Origin of the sequence: Paracoccus stylophorae (genome assembly GCF_028553765.1) — a bacterium.
In the GTDB taxonomy this organism is placed as follows: Bacteria; Pseudomonadota; Alphaproteobacteria; order Rhodobacterales; family Rhodobacteraceae; genus Paracoccus; species Paracoccus stylophorae.
The window spans coordinates 1,332,280-1,353,764 of the sequence record NZ_CP067134.1 but is presented as its reverse complement, the minus strand read 5'-3'; the positions used below and the strand labels follow the sequence as shown (position 1 = coordinate 1,353,764).

Genomic DNA, 21,485 nt, shown 5'->3' with positions numbered 1-21,485 from the left:
CGACCGAGCAGAAGCCGAATTACGGGTTCGCGTGAGTTCGGGAAAACGCGGTCATGCGAGCGTGACGCGCAAGCGCGCCGTCGCCTGCGGCTTCGATCGCGCTCATTGACGCCGGCTATGCGGTCGCGGCCGACTACGCCGGCAACGACGAGGCCGCCTCGAGTTTCACTGCCGATGCTATGAGCGCCATTTCGTGTGCTGGCGTCAAATCATCAACATCCCGCACGAGCGGACGCATCAAGTCGGCCGCGTTAGCGGCGACTTCTCGTAATAGACTGATATTACGTCCGAAAGGCTGGCCTCAACTCACCCTGCGATGACTTTCCCTAGATGGAGAAGGTTGTCTCTCAGGCCCATCCCCTCCGCCACTTGCCCTTGCGAAAGCGTTCTCCCGATCCGGCTGCGGCCGGATTTTCTCGTTGTTTTCGAGGGTTATGCGCGAGGGGCTGAGCACTGGCCCCGGTGCGCGATGGCCCGGAAGCGTTCTCTTAGGGCCGATATTCTCCGGACCTGATGACTGCGCGGATTTGGTGAACTTCTTGCAAGGCTCTGAAACTAAGTGGCTTTCGGCGCTGTAGGCTGAACACTTCGACGTCAGTGGCATCCGATGAAATGGAACAGAAATCGAACATTTGCCAAAAGTGGGACCCGCCTCAAATCAAAGATGTTCAGCCCGAAGCTGTCGTTCGCCGCGTTCGCCGGGAGCAACCACGCTATCGAACGTCACGGTGATTGGTCCCAGTCGACCTTGTCGGTGCGGAGCGGCGAAAAGTTGCTGCGGCGCGTTCTCCTGGTGGAGAATATGTTTTGATCTCAGACTCGGCCGTTCGTTCACTTTGCTCAAATAGCATCTAGTTGCGAACCCTGAACGAGCCGCTTTTTCGCACGACACTATTTCCATCCATGAACGGGATATCGCAGTCGGTGCGATCGTCGAGAAATGTCTCGGCGAAGTACTTCAGAAGTCGCGAATCGCGCATTACCTCTAAATCGCCAGGCAGATGATTGATTACCTCTTGGCTAGCCAAAACTACGAGCTTGGCGCGTGGTCGTGAGGCCATAACATTGAACCGATTGAGCGACAGGAGGAACTCGTCCTCGTCGGCGATCGCATCGGGATCGCCCAGAGCGTAGCTGGCGATGATAATGTCACGCTGTTGTCCTTGGAAGCGTTCCACGGTGTTCACCGCGTCGCGGATGAGCCTGCCTTCGTCGCCGAGAGGTTCAAATAATGCTTGCAGCTTGGACACTATCAGCGCCTTGTGGGCGCGGTGCGGTGTCACCACGCCAACGGCGTCCGTCCAAAAACTGGTCGCATTATGTAGCCCCGCACTGCTCGCCTGCGGGTCGCCATGGAGACCGATACCTAGGTGGCCCCGAAGCATCCAGAGCAGCGCCGCCACAGCTTGGGCCTCAAAGTCATTCCACTGGCTGCTGCGCCCTTCCGGATAGATGAAGGCAGAAATGGGCTGGCTAGGCTCCAGCAGCCGGGCAAACTCGGTACCGAACGCGAGATTCCCGGGCCAGTTCGCCGGCACCGCCGCAGGGAGCGGTGTCTCCAGCCGCATGCGCAGATCCGGGAAGTGGGCGGTAAGACCGGCTGGATAGCCAGCGAAGCGCCCTAGGCCGACGATCGTGCTGTTCGAACGGTAGTTCTCCAGCAGATCCTTCGAGGTCACTCCGCGATGGTCCGCGACGAAGTCATAGACGGATCCAACGAGCTTCTCGAGGCCAAGTGGCGCCTGCACCGCGTGAATGGGCGGCAACTGCTTGGGATCCCCGACGACGATCGTTGAGCCTCCTTCGGCGAGCGGCGCCAAGGCAAGCACGGCGTTGGCCATGTCCATCTGCGACGCCTCGTCGATCAGGACCACGTCGAAGAGAGGTGGCGCGAAGTTGCCCCTTAGGCCGGCGAACTTGGTTACCTGCTGCGGCGGCGCCGACACGATCGCGGAAGTCGTCCCGGCAGTCAGCAGATCGTGCAGGTTCCGGATGCCAGGTGCATCCTTATCGTTGAGGAGATTGACGCCCTCCGGCAGGCCCGGAGCATCTTCCTTTGAGCCGGAACGCAGACGGGCCAAGCGCACTTTGCCGGTCGTCGCCTCTCCGAGCGAAACGATCTGTCGGAAGGTGCGCAGTACAACGTTGTCGGCCGCGTCGTAGGTATTGCTCGTCACCAGGATCCGGATCGCCTTTCCGGCGGCGTGAGCTTCCAGCAGCAGCCCAAGCAGAATGGCGCGTAGCGTCTGCGACTTCCCTGTGCCAGGCGGACCCCAGATGAGGGCGAGGCGTTTCTCCATCGCTTCCCGCCATGCGTCCCACTGGCTGTCGTTGAGCTCGGTGCCGAGCGCCTCTAGTGTCGTCCGAGTCACGGCGGCATTCCTGCCCGTGAGAGCGAGCGCCGTCTTTTGTGTATCCCAGAGCACGTCCGCCACGGGCACATGGGCGGTAGCGGTCTTGGGTGCCGATTTCCCGATGACGTTGGCCGTCGGCGTGCCGGCGCTAATCGCCACGGGCGGGTTGCCAATGGCCTTTAGCGCGGTCTCGAGCCTTCCCGTCAGGAAGTCTTGCACCTGTCGGTCGAGGACGACGTCGCGGCGCAGGTCAAGCGTGGATTCGATCCGTCGCAGGTAGGCATCGACCTCGGGCTTGAAATACACTGCGACAAGCCGGGCGTCGCGGTCGATGGCGAGCAGCTGCGTCGCTGTCAGTGTTCCTGGGGATCGGAATTCGTTGATCCAGCTTGGTAGATCCGGAGCAAGCGGCACGCCGCCAGTGAAGTCGCTGAGCCGCCGAGAATAGAAGTCTGGCACTGAATCGGGGGAGAGTGCGCAGAGGAAGTCCCCTTCCTCGAACTTGGCTTCGCGTGATCCTTCCCCAAGCGTGTAAACCCGTAACCCAGGACGCAGCGTGACGCCAAGCGTCCGCGCGGCGCGCGCCAAGTCAAGTCCCGTAAGCTCCGCCTCAAGCCGCGCGGCGAGGTATTTCGCCTCCCGCTCGTGGACGGGCATGGCCAAAGATATGCCGTGCTCTAGGCCCACGACTTGCGCGTTGAGCCGAGCGTAGGCGTACCAGATCTGCCCGTCAGAACTCACGCTGCGCAGCATCGCCGGCGGTTTGATGTCCGTGATCTTAGGAGCTCGGCTGCGTAGTTGGCCCTTAAGGTCGAGGCGAAGTCGCCACAAGATGGAATGAAGCGCGTGCAGCTTCATCGTTACCGTCGAGCGCAGTTGGGTGACCTGCTGACTCCATGGACGAGGCTGACCCATACGGGTCCAGATCTCGTGCGCCCGCTCCGAGGGTACCTGATCAGATAGCGGATCCTCGAAGATCACCGGCACGCGGAACTCGAACGGTGTCGCGCCCTGCTTCGACGGAGGTGCATAGGCTCGTGCCAGTCCAAGCAGCGAGTAGTAATGGGGAATAGGCGCCGCTACGAGCGCCTGGACCGCGTTGCGGACAATGGTGATCGGCGCGCTAACCGAGCGCAGCTTGGCATTTTCGATAATCTCTTCGGGCGGGAACAGCCATGCAAGCTTCTTCAGGCTGCCGTCGGCAAGAATGTGATGGAGGTTGCGACCAATTACGCGGAGCATGTGTTCGTAGGTGACGCTGTCCCAAATGTAGATTTGTACTGTTGCGTCCGCCTTGGCCTTGGTCGCGTCGGAAAGCGCCTTCTCAACATAGGCAAGGAAGCTCAGCAGTTCTCGGCTCTCGCTCTGGACGCTGCGGGTGTCATTTACAAAGACCTGCGCGGCGATCTTCTCCCGCTGTCCACTCGCATTCGAGTAGCCGCCGACGCCGAAGGCGAGCGTCAGGCCGCTCCCGACGTCGAAGTCGGCCGAAAGATAGAGGTTGAGGTCCGCCCAGTTCGGGATGACGGCCGACGTGCCCGAACCCGCAGGAATATCGCTGCTGCCGGTCGCCAGCGACTGCGCACGTCCCGCAACTACCGTCCGTGTGGCGCGCAGCTTAGGATGGCAGTCAAAGGCCAAGTCGTCGGACTTCAATGGTGCCAGCGAGGCGGTAGTATTGATCTTGCGATCGCCAAGCGCGCGCCGAGCGCCGCGAGGCAGGAAGGCTATAGAACTGAGATGCCCCTGCGCCTTCGCCATCGGCATGCAGTGATCCGGATGCTCAGGGGTGGTCGCGCTCCACGCATAGCCTAGGTACTCGCACCCGCTGCAGCCAGTGCCCACGTGCCAGTCGAGGTCCTTCCAAGGGCTGGCCAGTGCCTCGGCAAGTTCCACGTTGAAGAAGTGCCTGAGGCGCGGCGAAAAAACGTCGATTTCTAGCGTCTCAATGTCATCTGCCAAGGCGGCGGCCAACTCGTCGGCTGTCGGCGTAAACCCTGCTTTGCTTCTCTCTGCCTTGAGCCGGACGATCGCTGCAGCGTCGTGCGATCCCGGCCAGATAGCCGCCTCGGCGACGACGGCAAACCGGTCAGCGTAACCGTTATCGTGAAGCCATCCGGCCAGTGCGAGCGAATAATACGTGATCTCGGCGAAGTAAGACGCGCTTGGCTCCGCAGTCATCTTGATGTCGATCACCCGCAGGCCGATTCGGCCATCCGCGTCGTGGACGGAACCATTCGCCTCCACGATCCGACCCACGTCCGCGGGGGAAAGCACTTGGATCAGATCTGGCACTAGCTTGGCGAAGCCCAGCGAGTGCGTGGCCACCAGGGCATCGATGCCGATCGCCGTCCGGAAGCTTGGGCCGACGTCGAACTCGGGCCTCACCAAGAAGGCGCCAGGCTGCGCCTTGGACATCACGTTCTGAAGCTTCTGATCCTGAAACTCCGTTCCAGTCATGGTGCCGATGACCGACGTGCCACCGAAGGTGCTCTGAAGATCCTTCAGCTTCTCCTGTTCCCAGCGGCTGCCCTCCTGAGTTAACGCCGCCATTCCGGCGCGCGCGACGGTCTTCGGCGGCATGCCTTGGGCATCGCGCTCCGACTGGTACTGCTGGTTTTCTGGAGAGAGGAGAAGACGAAGTTGACGAGGGCAGTCGGTGCGGAAATAATTGCTAATGACCCGCTTGCTTAGATATGGCAACGACTTTCCTCCAAAAAACGTCAGCGCAGTCTAAGTTCAGCGCAGCGCGTCCTCAAGGGCGATCCATTTTGACCTCCCCAGTATTCGCCGCGGCGCCAGAGCTTTGCCCACAAGCGCGGCTCTACGCAGCGCGGCTGCGTCGATCGCGTTGAACGGTAGCGTCAGTTCACCATACCGCTCGAGCCACCCCTCGACCTCCGCTTCGACATCGGCGACCTCTAGCTCGCTAACCTGCAAGATGGGCGTAGGACCTGCTCCGTGACGAAGGACGAACAGCGCGTCCCACAGCCCGCGCTCGCCCTGCGCATGAAGGCCAGCGCCTGCCTCACCTGGCATCGGAAGGACGCTCGTGATCCGCAAATCCGTGCGGGCTATAGCTTCCGCGAGCGCTTGCCAGGCAGGAGCGTCGGTATGCCGGTAAGAGAACGCGACGATTCCGTTGCGCTTCAGCACCCGGGAGATCTCCACGAAAGCCTGACCAAGACCCTCGGTGTAGCGTTCTACGCTCCCGACACGGGATCTGTTAGCGACGAGGCTGTTGGCCAGAATGTCGTGCTGTTCGCGCGCATCGAGCACTTCTAGACATTTCAGCCAAGGGCCGAAGAAGCTCGCGAGTTCCGAATAGGCGATGTTGTCGAAGTAGGGAGGATCCGTCATGACAACGTCGATTGATCCGCTTGCTAGAAAGGCAAGATTGCCTGCCGTTCCCATGTGAATCTGGGTCTTTCGCCGACGGGCCCGGGTGGGCACGTCGACAAAGGACTTCGCGCCAATCGGCTCCTTGGGGCTACGCGCGTAGGCGGCCGCAGCGTTGAGCTTGCGGACCGCATTCGGAAACGTGCCTCGACCCGCGCGCTCGATCCAAGGATTGAGTTCAACCGGTCGCTGGATGTGCCGGAACGCCCGAAGCGAGAACAGTGGCGTAAGGCGCCGCCAGCCCCCCGCGTAGGACGCCATCATGCAGTTCGTGGTCAGATGGTCGCTGAACGCCATCGCGACGGCGCCGCGCAGAGGCTGGTCGAGAAGTGCGATTTCCTTTGCAAGCAGGCCGAGGTGCAGCAATTGCCTCGCATTAAAGAGGTCACGCCAGCGGCCATAACCATAGGCGCTTAGGCGCTCGTCGGACCAGCCCGAAGTGTCGATCCGGTCGTCTGGGATCAGCACATCTCCTGCTAGTTCTGCATCCACCAGCGCCGCTTCCGCACGCTCGTATTGGCTTACGTCCTCGTCAGTTGCCTTCCGGAACATACGCTCTGACATAGGAACCATGCGCGTACCAACTCCTCGCGCGACTGTCTCCACCGCGAACAGCCGCCAGCGCGGGGCTCCGCCTCGCCGTCCATACTCGATCAGCTGGTCGGCATGCTTGCAGTGCGGGCATGCGGCCCGTCCCCGCAGGACGGATCCTCGATCGCAGTCGGTATGGTGTCCGCAATTGACACATTCGAACGACGCGGTGCGCGTCGGCAGATCGTGGATCGTGCCGCAGGCAGAGCAGAAGGCGTGGCGCGTGGTACCATCGTCGGCTAGCACATGATTGGGATGCGCGTCAAAATGGCTTCCGCAGCCGGCGCATTCCACGACTTGCACCCAGAAATGATGCAGCACCACGTCGTCGTCCTTACGGTGAAATTCGGCCAGGCGGCTCCCGACCTTCGCCTTCAGCTCGGCGATGGTCGGACCGAGATCTGGCAGGTCGGCGGCCCCCAACTCCAAGCGGCTTACGGCGCAGGCTACGGGATCCACGTCGCAGCCATATGCCGTGGCACCGAGTCGGGACGCCTCGAACACCGATGTGCCACCGCCGACAAACGGATCCAGCACCTTCAGGTCGGTGAGGTCCGCACTTCCATAGTATAGCTCGTTGAAATCGGCATCCGGCCCGGAGGTAACGCCGATAAGGAGGCTACGAAAGACCGATCCAAGTCTGCGTGCGAACCATTTATGTGCGGTGTAGATCGGCCGAGGCCGACGCCCCTCGCGAATGGCGAATGCGACGAGCTGTTCGACCGGAAGCCGCCCAGCCTCCACGAGGGAATGCCGGTGGACCCGAGCGCTTTTACGCGACATTTTTTCGTTGTGCTCTAAGGCCGTAGGCATCTTCGTTCCTCTTGGATCCTCCCTCTGAAGTCCCCATTGATAACAAAAGGGATGTAAAGGGGTGACTTGTTTACGTCCAGCCGCATTCTTTGTCCGCGGCTGCTACGTATGTCTCTTCATCGTCGTCTAGTAAGCGTCGCTGTGCCTGTCCGACTCCGAGAACAAACGGACCGCGGCGCTGCCGAAAGAAAAGCTGCTGAAGGTCAGTCTCGTCGGATGATAGCAGCTGAAAGAAACCTCGCCTCAACCAGTTGGTCTAGGCGACCAGCCTGCTCTGCCCACGCTAATGGAAATGGCTCCAGCACCTGCGCCAGCGTCACCTCCGGCTGTTGCGTGCCGTCCAGGATTGCCTCAATCATGTCGGGTGCCAGCAGCGTAAGCCGCAGGACACGCGTCATGTAGGAGGTTGCGATGCCCTCGCGCTCGGCCAGTTCGGCGATGGTGGCGAAGTCGCCGGACTCCAGCATGCGCTTCCAGCGGAACGCTCGCGCCAGCGCCTTAACCAGCGTGTTGTCCGTCCGGCGTGGCGGCGATGCACCGTTCGGCAGTTGCATCTCTTTCCGCCCGCCGCGCTTCACGACGCGGAACGGTACGTGGAGCGTCACCGTCTCGGGGATCGGAGCCGCGCGGGTCATGCGGCTTCCCCAATGCCCCCGGCCAGCATCTCGCGAGCCAGACCTCCGAGCCCATCGACGCGCAGTCGGACGTTCAGCCCATCTATGCCGATTTCGACGCGCTCGACCAACAGCGCCACGATGCGGCTCTGTTCCGCGGGGAACAGTTCGTCCCACAGCGGATCGAGCTGCTGCAGAGCTGCTCGGGCGTCGGCTTCGCTGATGCTGGCGTCGGCGCGTGCTGCCTTCCACGTGCCCGCGATAATCTCGGGCTGGCAGAAGACTGCACGCAGTTGGTCGATGACAGCCGTCTCGACCTCGCCCGCGGACACGCGCCCGATAGGACAGGATCCGGCGCCATGTTTCAGCACCGTCTGGCTGACATAATAGCGGTACAGTCTCCCGCCCTTCCGGGTGTGGGTCGGTGAGAATGCCGCGCCGTCTGGCCCGAACAGGAGCCCCTTCAGCAGCGCGGGCGTGTCGGCGCGGGTCCGGGCGGCGCGCTTCCGGGGACTCTCCTGCAGGATGGCGTGGACGCGGTCCCATGTCTCGCGGTCGATGATCGCGTCGTGCTCGCCGGGGTAGCTGTCGCCCTTGTGGACCGCCTCGCCGAGGTAGGCGCGGTTCGACATCATCCGGTAGAGATACTTCTTGTCGATCCGGTTGCCGCGCGGCGTCCGGATGCCGCGCTTCGCCACCTCGCGCGCGAGGACCGTGCAGGATCCGATCTCGATGAACCGGGCGAAGATCCACCGGACGTGCTCGGCATGCTCGTCGTCGATCACCAGCTTGCGGTTCTCCACGCGGTAGCCATAGGGCGGCACGCCCCCCATCCACATGCCCTTCTTCCGGCTGGCGGCGACCTTGTCGCGGATGCGCTCGGCCGTCACCTCGCGCTCGAACTGGGCGAAGGACAGCAGGATGTTCAGCGTCAGCCGCCCCATCGACGTGGTCGTGTTGAAGCTCTGCGTGACCGACACGAAGGTCACGCCGTTGCGGTCGAACACCTCGACCAGCTTGGCGAAATCGGCCAGCGAGCGGCTGAGCCGGTCGATCTTGTAGACCACGACCACGTCGACCAGCCCGTCCTCGATGTCCTCCAGCAGCCGCTTCAGTCCGGGGCGTTCCAGCGTGCCGCCCGAGATGCCGCCATCGTCATACTGATCGCGGACCAGCACCCAGCCCTCGGAGCGTTGGCTGGCGATATAGGCTTCGCAGGCCTCGCGTTGGGCGTGGAGCGAGTTGAACTCCTGCTCCAGCCCTTCCTCTGAGGATTTGCGGGTGTAGACCGCGCAGCGCAGCTTGCGGACGGGTTTCGATTTTTCCGGCAGCTTCGTCATGTCCGGCCCCTGTGGTTCTTGAGCCCGAAGAAGACCCAGCCGTTCCAGCGCGTGCCGGTGATGGCGCGAGCGATGGCCGACAGCGACTTGTAGGGCCGCCCCTGCCACTCGAAGCCATCGGCGGTGACGGTGACAACCTGTTCGACACCCTGCCATTCGCGCAGGAGGCGCGTGCCCGTGATGGGGCGGTCGCGGTCGGCGCGGATGCTCCGCTTCTTTCTGTCGCCGCCGTCCAATTCCTCGCCCAGCCGTTCCAGCCGCCGGATGGTTTCGGGCTTCAGCCCGCCATAGGCGAGCTCCTGGATACGGTAGGCCAGCCGGCTTTCGAGATAGCGGCGGTTGAACGGCGGCGGCTCGCTGTCGAACAGATCGCGCCACTGCTTCTTCAGGTCGGGCGTCGGCGTGGTCTTGAGCGCGGCGAGGCGCGCGGGGATGGGGTCGTGACTCGTCATGCAGTTCTCCGGTGCTTTGGAGTTGCATGACGGCATTGGTCGCTAGACAAGTGTAGGCAACTTTCTCCAGTATCGTCAGATACTTCGCAGTCTTCCCGCATCCGCAACCTGACCAGCCCGAGCGCCAGCAGGCCGCACAGCTCAGTGCGGCGCTCGGCGGGCGTCATCAAGTCGGGCGGCAGCGGATTGGGGCGTTTCATGCAGCCGACCGCTCCGCACGGCCAAGAACGGCAGCGGTGATCGCGCCGCGGTTCCAACGGAAGTTCAGATGGCAGTTGGCGGCGTATTTCGACAGGCTGAAATCCAGCCCGTTGGCCTCGTGCCCCGCGCGCTGCAGCAGCGCCATCTGTTTCATCGTGGCGGGGTCGTTCAGCCAGCGACGGCTCTTGATCGAGGCGGTCCCCGTCTCGGTGGCGCGCAGGAAATCGTCTGCGGCGGCGAGCGCCTGCACCCGGGTGCCGATGGCGAGCGGCCGGATCGCCCTGCCTTTCGGTTGTCCGAGGGCATGCCAGAGCGTGCCGTCGTGGAACACGCCGGCCCAGCCATTGAACCCACTCGCCATCATCGCCTGGCCGTCGCCATGCAGGTCGCACCAGGCGAACGGCGACCGTTCCAGCAGGTCGATCTCCATCATGTCGAAGGCGGTGAGCAGCCGGGCCTCGCCACGCTCGCGCGTGAAGACATGTCCGCAGAAATCGCAGACCGAGGCGCCGAGCGGCAGTTCCGCCTCGCAGGTCGGGCAGAGTTTCCACGGCGCCTGGCCGGCCTCGTGATCGTCTTCGTCGAGGTCGATCTCCTGTTCGAGCGACCCGTGCCGGAGCGCGGCGCCCGCGAAATCGAGCACGATGCAGTCGGTCTTCACGATACCGGGGAAACGCGCGGGATCGACACGGCGCAGACCGCGCCCCACCGCCTGGATGAAGGTGCCCTTGTGCAGCATCGGGCGCAGGATGCCGATGCAGCCAACCGGCTGGCTGTCGAAGCCTTCGGTCAGGACCATGCAGTTCGTCAGCACCTGCACCTCGCCCCTGTCGAACCGGGCGATGAGGTCGGCGCGCACCCGCGAGGGCATGTCGCCCGAGATCGTCTCGGCCGTGACGCCCGCGGCGCGGAAGGCTTCTGCCACCGAATCGGCATGGTCGACCGTCGCGCAGAAGAAAATGCTGCGCCGGTCCGCCGCCTTTGCCTGCCAGTGCTCGACGACCGCCTCGTTAAGCACCGAGCGGTTCAGCACCTTGTCGGCGGCGCGCATGTCGTAATCGCCCGCAGTGGCCTCCAGCCCGGCCAGTTCGTCCTCGACGCCGAGATCGATTGTATAGGTGCGCGGCGGCACCAGGAGACCGCGCCCGATCAGCGTGCCTATCTTCAGATGATAGCCGACATTGCTGAAGGTGCGGCGCAGGCTGCGCCCATCGCCGCGACCGGGCGTGGCCGAGAGCCCGAGCAGCTTGATCTCCGGATTGAGTGCCCGGGCCTCGTCGATGATGGACTGATAGCTTTGAGCCGCGGAGCGGTGGCATTCGTCGATGACGAGATGCGAGACCGGCGCCATCCGTTCGCGCCGGTTGGCGCGGGCGAGCGTCTGGACGCTGCCGAAGACGATGCGGCCGTCCCAGTCGTCTTGCTCGGCCTTGACCACCGAGGTCGGCATTCCGGTGACAGTGCCGATGGCGCTGCGGTTCTGATCAATCAACTCGTCGGTGTGCTGCAGCACCAGAACGCGGTCGTGTCGCCGGTGTTCCAGTTCCTCACCGATGTAGAAACCGGCGATGGCCGTCTTTCCCGCCCCGGTGGGCAGCACCAGCATGGTGTTGCCATGTGCGGCGGTGCGGTCGCGGGCGGCATCGACCGCCGCCCTCTGATAGTCGCGCGGAATCATGGCCGTCCCCCTCAGCGTGCCCAGAAAGGCGCGGAGCCGGAGGACGGCGCGCCCGACTGGCCCATGCCGTTGTCCGCCAACTGCGGGCCCGAGGCGGTGAACTGACCCTGCTGCGGCGGCTGGGGCACGCTGCCCATCACCCGAGCGTATTCGGCATGGTCGGCGCCGAGCGCGGCTTTGATGACGTTGCGCCCAGTGTCGTCGGGCTTGTCCTTGTCGCGCTCGATGCCGATGCGCGCCACGAACTCCAGCCCGCTCAACTCGCCGAGGCTGCGGACCATCCGCGCGGCGCGGGCGGCGTTCGACTGGTCATCGGCACGCACACCGCGGGCGGATTCGAGGATGCCGCGGATCATGGCGCGCCCGCGGTTGCCGTAGGTGTCGTCGCCGGGACCGCCCGCAGCCTTTCCGCGAAAGCCGATGCGGGTGTAGATGCGACGCCGCGCGAACGGCCCCTCCATCACGACAGCCTCGGTGTTGAGGTAGAGGGCCGGGCTCGTCTTGCTCTGAGTCAGCCAGCCTTCCGGACCCGCGCCGCCGGGGCGGACGGTGAGGCAGACCTTGACCAGAGTGTTGGCCGGGATGAGGTCGAAAGCGGCATCCTGCGTGTCCGCGCCGTTGAAATCCATGTCGCTCGCCATTGTCATGCTCCTTTCGTCGTCGGGGGATTGGGTGCGGTGGCGTCCGCGGGCAGATCGAAGTTCAGGCGGGCAGCGCCCTCTGGGCGCGGACCACGGATCTTCGCCATGAGCCGCCCGAGATGAGCGGGCTCGATCATCGACAACCGGCCGCTGCGGTCCTTTGCAGGCAGCCCGAAATCGTTGATCGTGGTGCAGATGAACGCCCTGAACGGGTCACCCTTCTCGGGGCGCAGTTCGGTCAGGGTCACGACTTCGTCGACGATGCCGGGCAGTTCGAGTCCGGTCTTCGAGCCCTCGATCTGCATCGAGAAGAAGGGCTTGCCGAAGTCGTCGAGCTTGCGGTCGAGAAGACCGACCAGCCAAATGTTCTTGGCGGGCGTGTGCTGCAGATGCGTGAGCCAGCCGATCATCTCCTGGCCGAGCAACCCATAGGTCGCGCGGAGATCCGGCTTACCGGTGCGGTCGGACTGGGCCTGGGATTGGCCCTTGCACCACTGAAGGCAAATGCGAGAGGCGACGGAGATGCTGTCGACGAAGACCGTGTCGTACTTGTCGAGTTGGCTGGCGGGACCGAAGGCCGCGCAGACCCGCGCGAAGTGCCCTGGCCCATAGGACTGGTCGTCCCGCATGGCCGGGTTGGCGCCGCCGATCCAGGCGGCCAGATCGCGGGCGACCTCCCAGTCGCGGATGCGGATCTCGTCGCCGGGCCAGCCCTGGACGGCCAACTCGCCCGCCTCGAGGTTCAGGAAAAGCGTTCGCTGCGGATCGAGGGTCAGCAGCTGCGTGGTCTTGCCGATGCCGGAGGTGCCCGTGAGCACCCCCTTGATGCCGCGCGCCTCGCGCAGGCGTTCATCGGCCGTGATGATGCGGAGCGGCCCGCCGCCGAAGGAGGCGCTCACTTGCCGCCCTCCAGATCCCGCACAGCAGCCGAAATGGCGATGTCCGCGCCACAAGCGCCCTGGCGGCGTGCCATCTTCAATACGTCGCCAAGCGCACTCGTGAGCCGGTAGAGCTCGGACTGCTGCCACGCCAGGGCGACAAGCGCGAACTCGATGTCGTCCACAGTGGCGCGCTCGATCGGCACCGCGCGGTTCGGCCTGTCGGACAGGGCCGGAACGTTGATCGTGTCGGGGATCGCCTCCATCCAGCTCGACTGGCGCAGGCGTTTCAGGGGGGAAGTCGTGAACATGGTGATGCTCCGTGTTATCGTCGGTTGGTGTCCAGGGATCGTCGGGAAGACTGCTGCCGGGCCTGACGCCGCCCTGGAGCTTGCGGTCGGAGTGTTTCCCCGCGTGGGGGTGTTGCATTCCTCCGAGAGCCCGGCATGAAACTCGCGGACCGGGTCATCGCCGGTCCTGTTGTCACCTACCGGCGAGCCTCCGAGACTGTCGGGGCGGTGCCGAGATATGCCGCGAGATCAAGCGCCTCGGCCGCCTTCCGGATGGTGGCGAGCCGTGCGTAGACGGTGCTCCTATGGATCCCGAGGGCTTCGGCCGCTTCCGTCGGCGACATGTCGATCAGCGCCAGCGCGAGGGCGCGGCAGGTCGGGGTCAGGCCAGCAAGGAGCCGCTGGACATCTCGCACCAGCCCGAACGCCTCGTCCGTTGCGCGTGTGACGGCGGCATGCGGCATCGCGCTGTCGGGCAGCGTTTCCGCGAGCGGCAGCATCTCGTCATCGCCGCGCCCCTCGGCGGGGCTGTCGAAGTCGATCCAAGCCCGTTCGGCCCGCAGCCGTTCGGTCGGTGCGGCCAACGTGGCGATGCGGTTCGCCAGCACGCGGTCGGCGAAAGTGTCATACTGACCGCGGGAAGGATCGAACTTCCCGTCCCGGCGATAGAGATGCAGCCGCAGATCCTGCTTGATGTCCTCGGCGTCCATTCCGGGGACGGAACCCGAGCGGGCCAGCCGTTCGGCGCGAATGGTGATGTTGCGGGAGACGCGCGAGCGCGCGTCGCAAATGGGGTGGAAACGCTCCATGAAGTTTCGCCTTCGTCCAGGTGGACGGGCACGCGGCCCGAGTGACCGGGACCGGCGAAAATTCGTTGGAGGGCCTCGAAATCAGGGGGATCGGAAAACGAAAAACCCCACGAAACCTTGCGGTTTCGTGGGGTTGGGTGGGATGAAAAAAGTTCGGAAAGGGTCAGTCGTCGTCGACGAAATTTCGGTCTCGCTGGTCAGCGCGACCCTGACGCAGCGCACTTGCATCGACAAGGAAGCGTGCCGCGTAACAATCGTCCTCGGCCGTGAACGGATCGTCGTCGATCCCGAACTGCACCCTTAGCGCGGCGGCGAGAAGCTGGCGCTGCCGATCGTAGCCGCGCTCAAACTCCCCCAGGATAGCGACCACGTCGCGCGAGGGACGGCGTCCCCTGATGGTGGAGATCGGAAAGGACCGAGGCAATGCCCCGCCAAGCGCGGCGCAAACAAGGAGCAGCCGCCACTGGCGGTTCGGCCTGCCGTTCCGCTCATCGCGCATGCCGATCTGGTCCGGTTCAAGGCGCGCCGGAGTCTGCCCGAGGTAGCTGACGTTGAGCACTGCCTCCTCGCGAAACGCGAAGCGCAGATCGGACCAGCGCGCATTCGCAGGCAGAGTCATCACGGGATGTTGGACGACATCACCTGCGTCCGTCAGTGCCGCGATCTCGGGCGCGAAGAGGTCTGCAACCGGCATGGCAGAGACGAATCCCTTGCGCGGTGGGGGAGCGAAGTCGAGGCATTCGGCCCACGTCAGAACACGCCCTCGCCGGGCCGCAAGAAAGGCCGGAACGTCCGGGTCAATCGCGCCGAGCGATGTCATCAGCAGGACGAACGGCAGATTGCGACGATCGAGGTCGAGGACCTCTGCCCGGCCGAGCGGCGCGCCCGGGCTTGTGAGCGCAGCGAACACCGGAAAACTCCGGCCGGCGGCAATGGCATGATCGCCGATGTGCAGAAGGGCCGCCCCGCGCGCAAACGCGGCGGGCGCGACGAGACCAAGCGCCGTGGCAATGTCGGCGAATAGTCTGCGGCGGTCGAGTTCACGGATGCGGATATCGTCGGAATTGATGTCGAGGGTTTCGCAGAGTCGCCCCGGATCGCTGCAGACGGCACGGACCGAGCCGCCGGCATGTCGCACGACATGGCGCGGGCAATGTTCCCCTCCGGGCCAGGGACAGTCGATACGTTCTGCGTACTTGGAGGTCTCCGGAAGGTAGCGTTCGACCTGGGTCCAGCAATCCGTCAGGTCCACCTTCCAGTCGCGCGTGTCGGTCGCGTGACCGGGAACGCGCTCAATCGTCCTCCAGAACGCCGACGTCATCGTCCTCATCTCCGACGTTGGGGCGGCAAAATCCCTGATCCTTGAGCCAGCGGTCGATCAGATCGCTGTCGGCATCACGGTCATAGCGCGCGAGGCTCGGCGGGAGAATGGCAACCGTCCGCTCCTTGCCATCCCCATCGAACTTGACCTTGAAAACGGCCCGGTCGATGGAACCGCCCGCAAGGCGCCGCTCCCAATTGTCGTCCCAGGCCATGAAGAGGTCGTTCGCCTTGCGCACCTCCTTCTCCTTGGCCTTTCCACCCCAGAAGCGTTCGATTTCGATCAGGCGCACCTTGACGATCTCGGAGACAGTGTCGTTGTCGAGCGATTTCTCACCCTTCTCCAGCAGCGGATCGAGGGTGAAGCGGTTCGAGCGATCGAAGTACTCCTCGTCCCCGAAGATGACCCCGCCGAACGTCCGCAGGTAGAGCTCGGTTTCGCCTTTCGTCCCTGCATTGACGGCAAGTTCGTCAGACTCGCCGTCATAGATGACGACGTCGTGCTTCTGCGGTCGGTAGTAGGCGATTCCCGATCCGCCATCATCCTGATGTCGCCCCTCGCGCCGCATCGGTTCGCCATGCCGGACCATGAACCATGTCTTCGTGCCGCGCGGAAAAGCGAATACCCGTGAGCCCTTGCCACGGCGCTTGCGGTCGAACCACTCGTCCATCCGCTCCTGCATGATCGCGGTCTGTTCGACGGTCGGATCCGGAGCCGGTCGCGGCTTGCCGCTGTGGCCCGCGAAGTAAATGAAACGCGAACGTGTGAATGCCACGGTCTCGGCATGCTGACGTCGCAGCAGATCAGGTTTCTGGAGCCAGATCTGCAGGGCGATGTCCGCATCGGATGGTTCCTCACCGGCCTCGATCGTGAGGCCAGCCCGTCCTGCCGCCTCGATCAGCTCCTCGGCGGTTTCCTTGGTCGCGGTCTCGTGCACGTAGAAAAGCGCGTCGACCATTTCGGGCGGCACGTTTTCGTCGGGCTTCATCAACACTGCAGCAAGATCGTCGTAGGGAAAATCCTCATCCGCTTCGTCCGGAAGTTCAAAACCCCGCGCCGAAAAATATTCCGCCCACGTCGCGAAAAACTTCAGTAGGTGCTTCGGCGAAATGCTCTTGAGGCGATCAGGGTTGGTGAAGCTTCTCGGGTTGAATGACACCATGCGCGACTCGGCTCCAGGGTGAATCGGGGAAAGTTCAGGCTATCGGCAGAGTTGTGAACGCACAAGTCCATGTTCCCGAAGTGTTCCGAACCGCACATCCGACAGTCAGGACAGCCGGCCGGTAGGTGAGGAGAGCATCTGGAGCTCTCCCATGACCACAATCCCCTTCGCGCGCCGCGCTGACATCCATCCATGCCCGCATGCGGCTCCGGCACATGAGGGCTGCGCATGATCGATCCCGATGAACGTGAACAGGCCGCGCTCCGCGCCGCCTTGAAGAACATGGCCGAACTGATGGCCGAGATCGGCTGGACCAAGCGGTTCGCCGATCTCAGCGAGGCGCAGGCGCTCGCCCTCACCACCGCCGCCGTCGACGGCTTCCAGGAAGCGATGATGGCCAGCGCACCCCAGCCCGATCCGGAGGTGCCGTTCTGATGGACGCCGGTTTCGACTTCAACCATCGGGAGAAGCCGCCGAGTTTCGCGGATACCGTCAATGCCTGCATCGATAATGCCCTCGTCGCGGAACAGGCTCAACGCCCCGCGCGCGACTACCTCGGCGGCAGCCGGCTCGGCGATATCTGCCAGCGCAGGCTGCAATACGAATACCTGAAGACGCCGAAGGACCCGGGCGCCGGATTCTCGGGCCAGTCTCTGCGCATATTCGCGCTCGGACACGTCCTCGAAGATCTGGCCATCGAATGGCTGCGCCAGGCGGGCTTCGACCTTCGCACGCGCAATCGCCATGGCGATCAGTTCGGCTTTTCGGTCGTGGGCGGTCGGGTTCAGGGGCATGCCGACGGCGTGGTGGTCGCCGCGCCGAACGGCATGTCGGTCCCGGCGCTCTGGGAGTGCAAATCGGCGAACGCCAAGAACTGGCGGGAAATCGCGAAGCATGGTGTCACGAAAGCCAAGCCGGTCTACGCTGCGCAGATCGCGCTCTATCAGGCCTATCTCGGCCTGACCGAGTCTCCCGCGCTCTTCACCGCGATCAACAAGGACACCTGCGAGATCTGGCACGAATCCGTGCCATTCGATGCCGCACTCGCCCAGTCGGCCAGCGACAAGGCGGTGACGATCCTGCGCGCCTGCGACGCCGGGGAAGTGTTGCCGCGCCACACCGCCGACCCCGATCACTTCGAATGCCGGTTCTGCGCCTGGCGGGGACGGTGCTGGGCATGACCGTCCCGTCCGATACCGAAGCGCCCGACGACGTCGCGCCCGACGCAGAAATGATCGCGATCTATGCCGACGTCGTCTTCGGTTACTGCGACGGCTGGGTTCCGGTCCGTGCGCTGGCCGAGAAAGGTGCCGGCGACGGCCCGCCGCATGTCCCCTTCATCGAAGCGGACGCCACGCTCGCGGCGAAACTGGCGCTGCAGGCCACATGGGCCAGCGGCGTCGGCATGGCGCTGTTCGTGGCGCCCGGCACAGTGTCCGCCCCTGGCGACGCCAAGGCGGAAAGCATCGTGCAGACGCAGGTCGTGCTGGTCGATCTCGACAATGGCGACATCGGCGCGAAACGCGACCACCTCGTGCAGCATCTCGGATGCCCGACGCTTGAAGTGGCGTCCGGCGGTGTCACCGCCGAGGGCCAGCGCAAGCTGCACCTCTACTGGCGCCTGTCCGAGCCCGCCGAGGGCGAGGACATCGGCACGGTCTGTCGGGCGCGGCACATGATCGCCGCCAAGGTCGGCGGCGATCCGTCCTTCCGGTCCGCCCACCAGCCGATCCGTGTGGCCGGATCGATCCATGCCAAACAGGGCCTGCGCCGACTGGTGGACATCCTGCACCACGACCCCCGCGACTACGATCTGGGCGAGTTGCTCGAGGCGATCATCGCCATGCCGCCGCTCGAAGGCGAGGCCGGGCTCGACTTCAACATGGCGGCCCCCGAGCGCGGTAGCGTGACCGAGCTTTTCGGACGCCAGGTTCGCGAAGGCGGCGTCGACGGCACAACACGGTTCGACGCGCTGTCGCGAGTGATGGGCTATTGGATCCGCCGCGCGCGCGAAGGCCATGTGCCGCGCGAACAGGCCTGGGAAGAAATCGTCTCCTACAACGCGGCCCGCGTCTCGCCTCCCTGGCCGGAGGCCCGGTTGCGCGAGGAAGCAGAACGGCTCTGGAAACGCGACACCGCCCGCAACGGCGATCTCGACGACGAGGATGGCGGGTGCGATGACGGCGGCCCGGCCGGTGGCGACGACGACGGCCCCGTGCCGGTGCGTTTCACCGAGGACGCGCTCGCCGCCACCTTCGCCGTCCGGCATGCCGAGACCTGGCGCTACGTCGCGGGCTGGGGACAGTGGCTGACCTGGTCGGGCAAGTTGTGGCGGCGTGAGGAGACGCTGCAGGCCTTCGATCTGGCGCGGATGATCTGCCGCGAGGCGGCCGCGCGTGCCGGATCCGCAAGGCTCAAGGCCAAGCTCTCCACCGCCGCGACGGTTTCGGCCGTGGAGCGGCTCGCCCGTTCCGACCGTCGCCACGCGACCACGACCGAACCGTGGGACCGTGATCCCTGGCTGTTGAATACGCCGGGCGGTGTGGTCGACCTCCGGAGCGGCGCATCCCGGCCACATGATCCCGGCCTCTTCATGACGCGGATCGCCGGTGCGTCGGTCGCCGGTGCCTGTCCGGTCTGGCTTGGCTTCCTCGAAACCGTCACCGGCGGGGACGGCGAGCTGCAATCCTACCTGCAGCGGATGGCGGGCTATTGCCTGACCGGCGTCACCACCGAGCATGCGCTGTTCTTTCTCTACGGCACCGGTGCCAACGGCAAATCCGTCTTCGCCAACACCCTGACCGCCATCCTCGGCGACTACGCCACCGTCGCGCCGATGGACATGTTCATGGCCACGCAGGGCGATCGCCACCCGACCGACATGGCGGGGCTGCGTGGTGCGCGGATCGTGACCTCCATCGAGACCGAACAGGGCAGCCGCTGGGCCGAAAGCAAGCTGAAGGCGCTGACCGGGGGCGACAAGATCACCGCCCGCTTCATGCGGCAGGATTTCTTCGAGTTCATCCCGCAGTTCAAGCTGCTGATCGTCGGCAACCACAAGCCCTCCATCCGCAACGTGGACGAGGCGATGAAGCGGCGCCTGCACATGGTGCCGTTCACCGTCACCATCCCGCCCGCGCGGCGCGACAAGCACCTGGCGGACAGGCTGCTCGCCGAACGCGACGGGATCCTCGCATGGGCGCTCGAAGGCTGCATCGAATGGCAGCGGACGGGGCTGCGCCCACCGCCCGCCGTGATGGCCGCGACCGAGGATTACTTCGAGGCAGAGGACGCCATCGGTCGCTGGATCGATGAACGCTGCTCGCTCGGATCGCACCTGAGCGCGGCCACCACCACGATGTTCGCGGACTGGAAGGCCTGGGCCGAGACGAACGGCGAATTCGCCGGCTCGGTCAAGCGGTTCTCGGAGGCGCTGATCGTGCGCGGGTTCGAGCGCCACAACACCCGTGCGGCCAAGGGGTTTCGCGGCATCGCCCCCAATGACAGCAACTCTGACCTTTTCTCGGGAGAATAGGAAAATGCCAATGAATCCAGATGGTGTGACGGATGTGACGGATCATACTTATATGACCGTTACGCGCGCGCATGCGCGCGCCTGTGGAGCGGATAGGGAACCATCCGTCACATCCGTCACACCCGTCACCGCTCCCCCCGGTCTTCATGGCGTTGATGGAGCGGACCGCTGCATCCTCGCGCTCGACCTCGGCACCACGACCGGCTGGGCGCTGCGCGGCCACGACGGTCTGATCACCAGCGGCACGGTATCGTTCCGCCCCGGTCGCTTCGATGGCGGCGGCATGCGCTACCTGCGCTTCACCAACTGGCTGACCGAGATCGACCGGTTGTCCGGGCCTGTCGCCGCCATCTGGTTCGAGGAAGTCCGCCGGCACGCGGGCACCGACGCGAGCCACATCTACGGCGGGCTCATGGCCACGCTCACGGCATGGGCCGAGCTGCGCGGCGTGCCCTATCAGGGTGTTCCAGTCGGTACCATCAAACGGCACGCCGCTGGCAAGGGCAATGCCGACAAGGCCGCCATGGTCGCCGCCGTCCGCGCCCGCGGCTTCAGCCCGGCCGACGACAACGAGGCCGACGCCATCGCCATCCTGCTCTGGGCGATCGAGACGAACGGGGGTGTCGCATGAGATGGCATCCCCACGGTTACGGCGGTCGGCGCCGCGATCCCGAGCAGGTCAAGCGCGAGGGCTGGCGGGAACAGGGCGTCCTCGCGGTCTCCGCCGATGACGATCGCCTCACCTGGCCCGAGCGTGAACTGGTCCGCCAGCTGGGCGAGAAGCTCTACGGCCCGCGCCCGTCCGACAGGGAGGCGCGTCATGGCTGATCGGGAATGGACCGCGGACTGCGTCGCCGATCATTTCGAGGAGGCGTTCCGCACCCTGCGCAAGCTGCCGCCGGTGAAGGCGCAGGGCTATTTCAACACCTGGCCCGACATCGTGCGGACCAGCCGCGAGATCGCGGCGATGGAACCCCAGCCGATGCGGGTCTGGCCCTCGGCCGCTGCGATCACCCGGCTCGAGGAGACCTTCGACTGGGTGCTCTGGATCGAGGAGGCGGAGCGCAAGCTGGTCTGGTCGCGTGCGGCCCGGGTGCCGTGGAAGCAGATCAGCGGCGAGCTGGGGTGCGACCGCACGACCGCCTGGCGTCGCTGGCAGCTGGCGCTGACCAAGATCGCTGCGCGCCTGAATGCGCAGTGACTCCAATATGTTGCAACACTTTTTCCTTCGACATCTGCAACATGATCATGCTATTCCGAAGGCAAGATGGGGAGAGTGCGCTGGAAAGCTCGCTCTCCCCTTTGCGTTGACGGGGCTCTTCTGGACCCCGGTATCCAGCGAGGGTCCGGCGGGGGTCCATCCCACGGCAGTTTCCGGTTCCTTCCTGGCGACATTCGTATGCTGGC

At 64.6% G+C, this 21,485-nt stretch carries 18 protein-coding genes and 1 pseudogene; 7 read left to right on the top strand and 12 right to left on the bottom strand.

Features of this window, described 5'->3' with window-relative positions:
- Positions 1-95 precede the first annotated feature (95 nt).
- Positions 96-176, top strand: a pseudogene (locus tag JHW45_RS06645) (beta-ketoacyl-ACP reductase); the annotation flags it as partial.
- A 675-nt stretch (positions 177-851) separates the two neighbouring features.
- Here the strand turns inward: JHW45_RS06645 and JHW45_RS06640 are convergent.
- The 12 genes from JHW45_RS06640 to JHW45_RS06585 all read right to left on the bottom strand — a co-directional run bounded on the left by JHW45_RS06640 (position 852) and on the right by JHW45_RS06585 (position 16,543).
- Entirely contained in the window at positions 852-5,057 is a 4,206-nt protein-coding gene (locus tag JHW45_RS06640; protein ID WP_272860115.1) for a DEAD/DEAH box helicase, read from the bottom strand.
- A gap of 36 nt (positions 5,058-5,093) precedes the next feature.
- Entirely contained in the window at positions 5,094-7,157 is a 2,064-nt protein-coding gene (locus tag JHW45_RS06635) for a hypothetical protein (protein WP_272860114.1), read from the bottom strand.
- Positions 7,158-7,360: 203 nt separating this feature from the next.
- Positions 7,361-7,792, bottom strand: a complete 432-nt coding sequence (locus JHW45_RS06630; RefSeq protein ID WP_272860113.1) for a hypothetical protein — start codon at positions 7,790-7,792, stop codon at positions 7,361-7,363.
- The gene (locus JHW45_RS06625) at positions 7,789-9,111 is read right to left on the bottom strand and encodes a recombinase family protein (RefSeq protein WP_272860112.1); all 1,323 of its coding nucleotides are present in this window, start codon (positions 9,109-9,111) and stop codon (positions 7,789-7,791) included. Before JHW45_RS06625 ends, JHW45_RS06630 begins: the two co-directional genes overlap by 4 nt.
- Positions 9,108-9,563 carry a DUF2924 domain-containing protein gene (locus JHW45_RS06620; protein ID WP_272860111.1) on the bottom strand — a complete coding sequence of 152 codons (456 nt, stop codon included), beginning with the start codon at positions 9,561-9,563 and terminating at the stop codon, positions 9,108-9,110. The genes JHW45_RS06625 and JHW45_RS06620 overlap by 4 nt, the downstream gene beginning before the upstream one ends.
- Positions 9,564-9,759: 196 nt before the next feature.
- Positions 9,760-11,442 (bottom strand): DEAD/DEAH box helicase, encoded by a 1,683-nt coding sequence (locus JHW45_RS06615; RefSeq protein WP_272860110.1) that lies wholly within the window; start codon positions 11,440-11,442, stop codon positions 9,760-9,762.
- Between the two features lie 11 nt (positions 11,443-11,453).
- Positions 11,454-12,083, bottom strand: a complete 630-nt coding sequence (locus tag JHW45_RS06610) for a hypothetical protein (RefSeq protein WP_272860109.1) — start codon at positions 12,081-12,083, stop codon at positions 11,454-11,456.
- A 2-nt stretch (positions 12,084-12,085) separates the two neighbouring features.
- The gene (locus tag JHW45_RS06605; RefSeq protein WP_272860108.1) at positions 12,086-12,982 is read right to left on the bottom strand and encodes an ATP-binding protein; all 897 of its coding nucleotides are present in this window, start codon (positions 12,980-12,982) and stop codon (positions 12,086-12,088) included.
- A complete protein-coding gene (locus tag JHW45_RS06600) occupies positions 12,979-13,272 on the bottom strand; it encodes a hypothetical protein (RefSeq protein WP_227493521.1) in 294 nt (97 codons plus the stop codon). The genes JHW45_RS06605 and JHW45_RS06600 overlap by 4 nt, the downstream gene beginning before the upstream one ends.
- Before the next feature lie 176 nt (positions 13,273-13,448).
- Entirely contained in the window at positions 13,449-14,060 is a 612-nt protein-coding gene (locus JHW45_RS06595) for a sigma-70 family RNA polymerase sigma factor (RefSeq protein WP_272860107.1), read from the bottom strand.
- Between the two features lie 163 nt (positions 14,061-14,223).
- Positions 14,224-15,381 carry a hypothetical protein gene (locus tag JHW45_RS06590; RefSeq protein WP_272860106.1) on the bottom strand — a complete coding sequence of 386 codons (1,158 nt, stop codon included), beginning with the start codon at positions 15,379-15,381 and terminating at the stop codon, positions 14,224-14,226.
- Positions 15,353-16,543 (bottom strand): hypothetical protein, encoded by a 1,191-nt coding sequence (locus JHW45_RS06585; RefSeq protein WP_272860105.1) that lies wholly within the window; start codon positions 16,541-16,543, stop codon positions 15,353-15,355. Before JHW45_RS06585 ends, JHW45_RS06590 begins: the two co-directional genes overlap by 29 nt.
- A 228-nt stretch (positions 16,544-16,771) precedes the next feature.
- Here JHW45_RS06585 and JHW45_RS06580 point away from each other — a divergent pair, with 228 nt between their 5' ends.
- Genes JHW45_RS06580 through JHW45_RS06555 form a run of 6 tightly spaced genes read left to right on the top strand, consistent with a single transcriptional unit; the run spans position 16,772 to position 21,279 of the window.
- Positions 16,772-16,978 (top strand): DUF6511 domain-containing protein, encoded by a 207-nt coding sequence (locus JHW45_RS06580; protein WP_272860104.1) that lies wholly within the window; start codon positions 16,772-16,774, stop codon positions 16,976-16,978.
- On the top strand, positions 16,978-17,724 hold the full coding sequence (locus JHW45_RS06575; protein WP_272860103.1) for a hypothetical protein: 747 nt from the start codon (positions 16,978-16,980) through the stop codon (positions 17,722-17,724). The genes JHW45_RS06580 and JHW45_RS06575 overlap by 1 nt, the downstream gene beginning before the upstream one ends.
- Entirely contained in the window at positions 17,685-20,078 is a 2,394-nt protein-coding gene (locus JHW45_RS06570; RefSeq protein WP_272860102.1) for a phage/plasmid primase, P4 family, read from the top strand. Before JHW45_RS06575 ends, JHW45_RS06570 begins: the two co-directional genes overlap by 40 nt.
- Positions 20,079-20,130: 52 nt before the next feature.
- On the top strand, positions 20,131-20,709 hold the full coding sequence (locus tag JHW45_RS06565) for a hypothetical protein (protein ID WP_272860101.1): 579 nt from the start codon (positions 20,131-20,133) through the stop codon (positions 20,707-20,709).
- Positions 20,706-20,906: a hypothetical protein gene (locus tag JHW45_RS06560; protein WP_071796301.1), complete on the top strand. Its 201-nt coding sequence runs from the start codon at positions 20,706-20,708 to the stop codon at positions 20,904-20,906. Before JHW45_RS06565 ends, JHW45_RS06560 begins: the two co-directional genes overlap by 4 nt.
- A complete protein-coding gene (locus JHW45_RS06555) occupies positions 20,899-21,279 on the top strand; it encodes a DUF6362 family protein (protein ID WP_099649490.1) in 381 nt (126 codons plus the stop codon). Before JHW45_RS06560 ends, JHW45_RS06555 begins: the two co-directional genes overlap by 8 nt.
- The last annotated feature ends 206 nt before the right edge of the window (positions 21,280-21,485 follow it).